The sequence below is a fragment of the Paracoccus sp. (in: a-proteobacteria) genome (genome assembly GCF_046462195.1).
In the GTDB taxonomy this organism is placed as follows: Bacteria; Pseudomonadota; Alphaproteobacteria; order Rhodobacterales; family Rhodobacteraceae; genus Paracoccus.
This window is the reverse complement of sequence record NZ_JBKGUN010000023.1, coordinates 1-6,856: the sequence shown is the minus strand read 5'-3', so window position 1 is coordinate 6,856 and position 6,856 is coordinate 1. Positions and strand designations below refer to the sequence as shown.

Here is a 6,856-nt window from a genome sequence, read left to right as displayed (position 1 = left end):
ACAGTCGCGATTGAAGAAAAGGGGGTGCTCATCCTCGGACCGTCAGGCTCTGGCAAGTCTACGCTTGCGTTGCAGTTGATGGCTGTGGGGGCAGTTCTCGTGGCGGATGACCGGACGGATCTGCGTCTGGAAAGAGGGACCTTGCTTGCCGATTGTCCTGCCCCGCTTCGCGGCCAGATCGAGGCGCGAGGTGTGGGCATCCTTTCGGCCGCGTCCTTTGGCCCGGTGCCAGTGATGCTGGCTTGCAACCTTGGTCTGGAGGGCGTGGAAAGGTTGCCACAGCAACTTGACCATGAATGGCTGGGCGTCCGTGTTTCGCTTGTGCCCGGGCCCTATCGGCCGCATCTTTATGCTGCATTGCGGCAGCTGATGCTGGGGCACCGCCTGGCCTGAGCCTGCCGTTCCGTCGGAAGGATGCCGCATGATCGATGACAGCCAGCCTCACGACAATCCGCAGCCTGACATCCAGAGGGTCGTTCTGATTACAGGTCCTTCAGGGGCAGGGCGTTCGACCGCGATCAACGTGCTGGAGGATCTGGGCTTCGAGGCGATCGACAACCTGCCCTTGTCGCTGATCCCGCGGTTGCTGGACGGCCCGGCGCGCCCGGTGCCTCTGGCCTTGGGGCTGGACGTCCGCAATCGGGATTTTTCGGCATCGAATGTAATAGAGTTGATCGACCGCTTGACGCGCAGCCCGCGCTATGCCCCCGAGGTCCTGTTTCTTGACTGTGATCCGGATGTTCTGGTGCGCCGTTACAACGAGACGCGCCGCCGCCACCCCCTGACCCCTGATAGCGAGCCAATGGCTGGCGTACAGGCGGAACGTGATCTGCTGGCCCAGATCCGCACCCGTGCCGAGGTGCTGATCGACACGACCGAACTGTCACCCCATGACCTGAAGGCGGACCTGATCCGCTGGTTCGATTTTCGCCCCGACAAGCGCCTGACGGTGTCCCTGCATTCCTTCAGCTACAAACGCGGAGTGCCGCGTGGATTGGACCTGATGTTCGACTGCCGTTTTCTTGCCAATCCGCATTGGGACGCCAGCTTGCGCTCGCTGGACGGTCGGAATGCGGCAGTTCAGCACCATGTGATCACGGATGCCCGCTTTGCCGACTTCTTCGCGAAGACACGCGATCTTGTGGAATTCGTGCTGCCCGCCCATATGGAGGAGGGCAAATCGCATCTGGCCATCGGTTTCGGCTGTACCGGGGGCAAACATCGTTCCGTCACTTTGGTGGAAAAGATGGCCGTTGCGCTTGCAGAGGCCGGCTGGCCGGTGTCAATAAGACATAGGGAACTCGAGCGTCGTGTAGCGGCGCTGCATTCTGGCGCAGATGCCTCGCCCACGGGCGAAGCATCTGCGACGCAGAGGCAGGCGTCTTGACGATGCAAGCTTTTGAACTTGGTGGGGCGCGTTGATCGGAATTGTCATCGTAGCGCATGGCGGTTTGGCACGGGAATATCTTTCCGCGGTCGAACATGTCGTGGGCCCGCAGGTGGGCATTGCTGCCGTCGCGATCGAAGACGATCACGACCGCGTGGCCAAGACTGCGGAAATCAAGGCAGCGGCGGATGCCGTGGATCTGGGCGACGGGGTCGTCCTGGTGACGGACCTGTTCGGAGGTTCGCCATCGAACCTTTCGCTGCCTGCCTGTGCGGTGCAGGACCGTACCATCCTGTATGGCGCCAACCTGCCCATGCTGGTCAAGCTGGCCAAGTCCCGTCACCTTTCGGTGCCTGATGCCGTTTCCTTCGCCAAGGAAGCCGGGCGCAAGTACATCAACTCCTATAATGTGCCGCCCGCTGCCCTTGGCGCCGGATCTCGTGCACGATGAGCGGGTCGATCACGCGTGATCTGTCGATCATCAACGTCAAGGGACTTCATGCACGCGCCAGTGCCAAGTTCGTTGACGTTGTCGAACGGTTCAATGCTCAGGTGCTGGTGGAGAAGGACGGGCTCAGCGTGTCCGGGGATTCGATCATGGGCCTGCTGATGTTGACCGCTCCGCGCGGCAGCCAGATTCGCATCACCGCCAGCGGGCCCCAAGCTGTTGAACTGGCCGATGCGCTGGAAAGTCTGGTCGGGGATTATTTCGGCGAAGGCATGTAGTGCCCGAGCGCAAGTCCTATCATCATGGCAACCTGCGTCAGGCACTGGTGGAGGCCACGGCTGCCCTGATCGAAGAGCAGGGCCCGCAGGCCTTCACGCTGACCGAGGCCGCGCGCCGTGCAGGGGTGTCGGCTGCGGCGCCCTACCGGCATTTCAAGGGCCGGGAAGATCTGCTGGAAGAAATCGCGCGCCAAGGCTTTCTCGACTTTGCTGCCCGGTTGGAGGCCGCCTTCGACGGCGGACGCCCGCGGCCCCTGACAGCCTTCCTGCGGATGGGCCAAGCCTATCTTGATTTCGCGGCCGAGCGGCCCGGCTATTACATGGCAATGTTCGAATCCGGAATTTCAGTGGCCGGTAATGCCGAACTGGCCACAGCCTCCGGCCGCGCGCAGGGCGTGCTGATTGCCGCGGCCGAGGCTCTGGCCGCACGCTTGCCAGAAGACAGTCGACCGCCCTCCCGCATGGTGGCAAACCATATCTGGGCGCTGAGCCATGGCGTAGTCGAGCTGTTTGGCAGGGGAAAACCCGGTAGCCGCAGCCCTGTCGCGCCGGCTGAAATGCTCGAAAGTGGCGCGATCATCTATTTGCGCGGTCTTGGACTGATTTCTGAATAAATCTTGCAATTCATCTTGACCACAAAACCCTCACGCCCATCTATGTAAATGTGAATAACATTAACATAGGGAGACACCAGATGAACACTGCCCCCGAGGTTCTTCGCCCGGCCTCCAACGGCCCTCGCATTGGCGAAGTTCTTTCCCGCGGCCGGGACTGGCTTGACCAGCGCGGGCGTCCCGCATGGATCGTTGCCATGGTCCTGGGCTTCGTTGCCTTCTGGCCAATCGGCCTTGCCCTTCTTGCCTACATGATCTGGAGCAAACGCATGTTTGGATGCAGCAAACGCAGCTACTCGTCGCGCCATGTCGTGCAATCGACTGGCAACACCGCGTTCGACGCTTATCGCGAACAGACGCTGAAGCGCTTGGAGGATGAGCATCGCGAATTCATGGATTTCCTGGCCAAGCTGCGTGAAGCCAAGGACAAGTCCGAGTTCGACCAGTTCATGGAAAAGCGTGGCGAAAAGACCGACGCCTGATCCTGATGCCACGGGGCCGGAGCAACCGGCCCCGTACCCTCATTCGCCTCGGGGAAAGCGCTTGCTTTCTTCCAGCACGTTCAGGTCCATGTGATTGCGCATATAGCGCTCGGACGCCTTCTGCAGCGGCTGGTGGTCCCAAGGGTAATATGCTCCGTTCCGCAGTGCTTCATAGACGATCCACCGGCGCGCCTGAGACTGCCGCACCTCGGCATCATAGGCATCCAGATCCCACCGTTGCCGTGCCAGCGCCTGCATATGGGCCAGCGTGTCGGCATGGGCCGGGTCGCCAATAAGGTTTTGGCGCTCGGACGGGTCGCGTTCCAGATCGAACAGCATGTCCGGATCGGCCTGACAGGCCACATATTTCCAGCGTCCGTCCCGCAAGGCGACAAGCGGGGTGATGCTGCCCTCGGCAGCATATTCCATTGGCACGGGCCCGCGCTCGGCCCCACGCGCCAGCGAGACGCCGTCGGTCCAAGGCGCGATCTCGTCCATCGGCAAGCCTGCAAGGTCGCACAGCGTCGGCAGGACGTCGATGGTGCTGACCGGCTGATCCACGCGCCCCGGCTCCAGCCCCGGCGCACTGATCATCAGCGGGACCCTGGCTGAGCCTTCGAAGAAGTTCATCTTGAACCACAGGCCCCGCTCGCCCAGCATCTCGCCGTGGTCCGACAGAAACAAGATGATCGTGTCCTGCCTGGTGGCGTCCAGCACCTCCAGGATTTCCCCGATCTTGTCGTCGACATAGCTGATATTGGCGAAATATCCCTGCCGCGCCCGACGGATGTGATCATCGGTGATCTCAAGACCCCGCCAGTCGCAGGCGTCCATCAAGCGTTGGGAATGGGGGTCCATTTCCTCGTACGGGATCGTGGCGGGAGGCTCCAGTTCAGGAATGCCTTCGTAAATGTCCCAGTATTTGCGCCGCGCCACGAAAGGATCGTGCGGATGGGTGAAGCTGACCGTCAGGCACCAAGGCCGATCATCCTGTCCGCGCGCCAGATCGTAAAGCTTGCGGCAGGCGTGATAGGCAACCTCGTCGTCATATTCCAGCTGGTTGGTGATCTCGGCAACGCCCGCCCCGGTGACGGAGCCAAGGTTGTGATACCACCAGTCGATCCGCTCGCCCGGCTTGCGGTAGTCCGGGGTCCAGCCGAAATCGGCGGGATAGATGTCGGTGGTCAGCCGTTCCTCGAAGCCGTGCAACTGGTCAGGGCCGACAAAGTGCATCTTGCCCGACAGGCAGGTGTGATACCCGGCGCAGCGAAGGTGATGCGCATAAGTGGGAATATCCGAGGCAAACTCGGCTGCATTGTCGTAAACCCGCGTGCGGCGCGGCAACTGGCCCGACATGAAGCTGGCCCGTCCCGGCGCGCAGAGGGGGCTGCCGGTATAGGTGTTGGCAAAGCGGGCCGAGCGTTCGGCCAGCCGCCTGAGGTTCGGTGCGTGCAGGAAGCCGGCGGGGCCGTCGGGGAAAAGAACCCCCGACAGCTGATCCGCCATCAGGATCAGGATATTGGGCTTCAACGGTTCACTCGCTCACGGCCGCTTGCACCGCCGGCAGGGCAGGCTCGCCTTCCAGTGTCGTGACACCCTCCAGCCAAGGTTCGATTTGATCGGGATTGGCCGCCATCCATTCGCGAGCGGCCTCCTTGGCGTCCATGCCGTCATTCAGGATCTTGCCCATCAGTTGGTTTTCCATCGGCACGTCAAAGACCAGCTGGGTGAACAGTTTGGCGGCGTTGGGACAGGCGTCGACCCATTCAGTGCGCGCAAGAGTATGAACCGTGGCCCCCCCATAGTCCGGCCCGAACTGTGCATCACCGCCGGACAGATAGGTGATGTCGATCGCCTCGTTCATCGGATGCGGTGCCCAGGCCAGGAACACTGTCGGCGTCGTGCGGTTGCGCGTCACCTGCGCCAGCATGGCCTGTTCGCCGCTTTCGACCAACTCCCAGTCGCCAAGGCCGAATTCATCCGCATCGATCATTGCCTGGATGGACTGGTTGGCTGGGGCGCCAGGCTCGATCCCATAGATCTTGCCTTCAAAGGCATCACGATGCTGGTCCAGATCGGCGAAATCGGCCACCTCCAACTCTGCGCCTGCCGGATTGACCGCCAACGTGAACTTGGCCCCTTCCAGGTTCTGCACAAGCTCTGTCACGCCGCCCGAAGCATTCAGGTCATCCCGGAACTTCTGCTGTGCGGGCATCCAGTTGCCCAGAAAGACATCCGTTTGGGCTCCCTTCAGCGCTTCGTATCCGACGGGAACAGACAGCGTGGCGATCTCGGGCGTGTAGCCCAGAGCGTCCAGAAGTGCGGCCGCGACGCCATTCGTTGCAGTGATGTCGGTCCAGCCCGGGTCGGAATAGCGGACCGTCTTGCAGGTTGCGGCATCATCGGCCAAGGCCGGAACAGCGGTCAGGGCAGTCAGCGCCAAAGCGGCGGCAAGAAGGGGCTTGGTCATGGGGCTCTCCTGTCGGGTTTATTGATTGTCCGCCCAGTCAAGAGCGGATTGTCACGCAATGACCGTCAGAATGCGACAATCAGCGCGTCGGAACTGGAGTTTCTCCGCGATAATCGTAAAAGCCGCGGTTGGTCTTGCGACCCAGCCACCCGGCCTCGACATATTTGGTCAGAAGCGGGCAGGGGCGATATTTCGTGTCCGCCAAGCCGTCATGCAGTACGTTCATGATTGCAAGGCAGGTGTCCAACCCGATGAAATCGGCCAGTTCCAGCGGACCCATCGGGTGGTTGGTGCCCAGCTTCATCGCGCTGTCGATGGACTGGACAGAGCCCACGCCCTCGTAAAGCGTGTAAACCGCCTCGTTGATCATCGGCATCAGGATTCGGTTGACGATGAAGGCGGGGAAATCTTCGGCACTGGCCGCGGTCTTGCCCAGCTTTTCCACCACCTCCAGCAGAGCGCGATAGGTCGGTTCATCCGTCGCAATGCCGCGGATCAGTTCAACCAGTTGCATGACCGGGACGGGGTTCATGAAGTGGAAGCCCATGAACTTTTCCGGCCGATCGGTGCGGCTGGCCAGCCGTGTGATCGAGATCGAGGATGTATTCGATGTCAGGATCGTTTCAGGTTTCAGATGCGGAACCAGATCCTCGAAAATGGCCTGCTTGACAGTTTCGCGTTCGGTGGCGGCCTCGATCACCAGATCGGTCCGTCCGAGGTCGGGCAGCTTCAGCGTCGTGCGCAGGCGGGACATGGCAGCGGCCTTGGTTTCGGCCGTGATCTTGTCGCGGCTGACCTGACGTTCCAGGTTCCGGTCGATCAGCGAGATGGCCTTGTCCAATGCTTCCTGGCTGATATCGGTCATCAGCACATCATAGCCGGCCAGCGCAAAGACATGGGCAATCCCGCTGCCCATCTGACCTGCTCCGATCACGCCAACCGATTGAATTGCCATTTGTGCACCTCTGGTTTCCGTCGCCGGGACGATAGGGTGGGGCTTGCCCTGCTGCAATGCAAAACCGCCCCCGAGGGGCGGAGGCGGTTTTGGCTTCTTCAGGGGGAATGGGGCGCCCTACAGCTTTTCGGTCAGTTCCGGGACAAGGGTGAACAGGTCGCCCACGAGGCCATAGTCGGCCACCTGGAAGATGGGGGCCTCCTCGTCCTTGTTGATGGCGAC

At 61.5% G+C, this 6,856-nt stretch carries 9 protein-coding genes and 1 pseudogene; 6 read left to right on the top strand and 4 right to left on the bottom strand.

Annotated features, from left to right (window positions below):
* From ACLHHB_RS01545 to ACLHHB_RS01520, 6 genes are all read left to right on the top strand, one after another.
* A partial coding sequence (locus ACLHHB_RS01545; protein ID WP_410216521.1) for an HPr kinase/phosphorylase occupies nucleotides 1-393 on the top strand: 393 nt, incomplete at its 5' end.
* Between the two features lie 28 nt (nucleotides 394-421).
* Nucleotides 422-1,387 carry an RNase adapter RapZ gene (gene rapZ / locus ACLHHB_RS01540; protein WP_410216520.1) on the top strand — a complete coding sequence of 322 codons (966 nt, stop codon included), beginning with the start codon at nucleotides 422-424 and terminating at the stop codon, nucleotides 1,385-1,387.
* A 31-nt stretch (nucleotides 1,388-1,418) separates the two neighbouring features.
* On the top strand, nucleotides 1,419-1,838 hold the full coding sequence (locus tag ACLHHB_RS01535; RefSeq protein WP_410216519.1) for a PTS sugar transporter subunit IIA: 420 nt from the start codon (nucleotides 1,419-1,421) through the stop codon (nucleotides 1,836-1,838).
* A complete protein-coding gene (locus tag ACLHHB_RS01530; protein WP_410216518.1) occupies nucleotides 1,835-2,113 on the top strand; it encodes an HPr family phosphocarrier protein in 279 nt (92 codons plus the stop codon). The genes ACLHHB_RS01535 and ACLHHB_RS01530 overlap by 4 nt, the downstream gene beginning before the upstream one ends.
* Complete coding sequence (locus ACLHHB_RS01525; protein ID WP_410216517.1) at nucleotides 2,113-2,727, top strand: TetR/AcrR family transcriptional regulator; 615 nt, start codon at nucleotides 2,113-2,115, stop codon at nucleotides 2,725-2,727. Before ACLHHB_RS01530 ends, ACLHHB_RS01525 begins: the two co-directional genes overlap by 1 nt.
* Before the next feature lie 80 nt (nucleotides 2,728-2,807).
* A complete protein-coding gene (locus tag ACLHHB_RS01520; protein ID WP_410216516.1) occupies nucleotides 2,808-3,209 on the top strand; it encodes a DUF2852 domain-containing protein in 402 nt (133 codons plus the stop codon).
* A 39-nt stretch (nucleotides 3,210-3,248) separates the two neighbouring features.
* On the opposite strand, the gene betC is transcribed toward ACLHHB_RS01520, so the two are convergent.
* From betC to ACLHHB_RS01500, 4 genes and pseudogenes are all read right to left on the bottom strand, one after another.
* Nucleotides 3,249-4,739 (bottom strand): choline-sulfatase, encoded by a 1,491-nt coding sequence (gene betC, locus ACLHHB_RS01515; RefSeq protein ID WP_410216515.1) that lies wholly within the window; start codon nucleotides 4,737-4,739, stop codon nucleotides 3,249-3,251.
* A gap of 4 nt (nucleotides 4,740-4,743) precedes the next feature.
* Nucleotides 4,744-5,679: a choline ABC transporter substrate-binding protein gene (gene choX / locus ACLHHB_RS01510; protein WP_410216514.1), complete on the bottom strand. Its 936-nt coding sequence runs from the start codon at nucleotides 5,677-5,679 to the stop codon at nucleotides 4,744-4,746.
* Between the two features lie 79 nt (nucleotides 5,680-5,758).
* Entirely contained in the window at nucleotides 5,759-6,634 is an 876-nt protein-coding gene (locus ACLHHB_RS01505; RefSeq protein WP_410216513.1) for a 3-hydroxybutyryl-CoA dehydrogenase, read from the bottom strand.
* A 117-nt stretch (nucleotides 6,635-6,751) separates the two neighbouring features.
* Nucleotides 6,752-6,856 (bottom strand): annotated as a pseudogene (locus ACLHHB_RS01500) (electron transfer flavoprotein subunit alpha/FixB family protein); the annotation flags it as partial.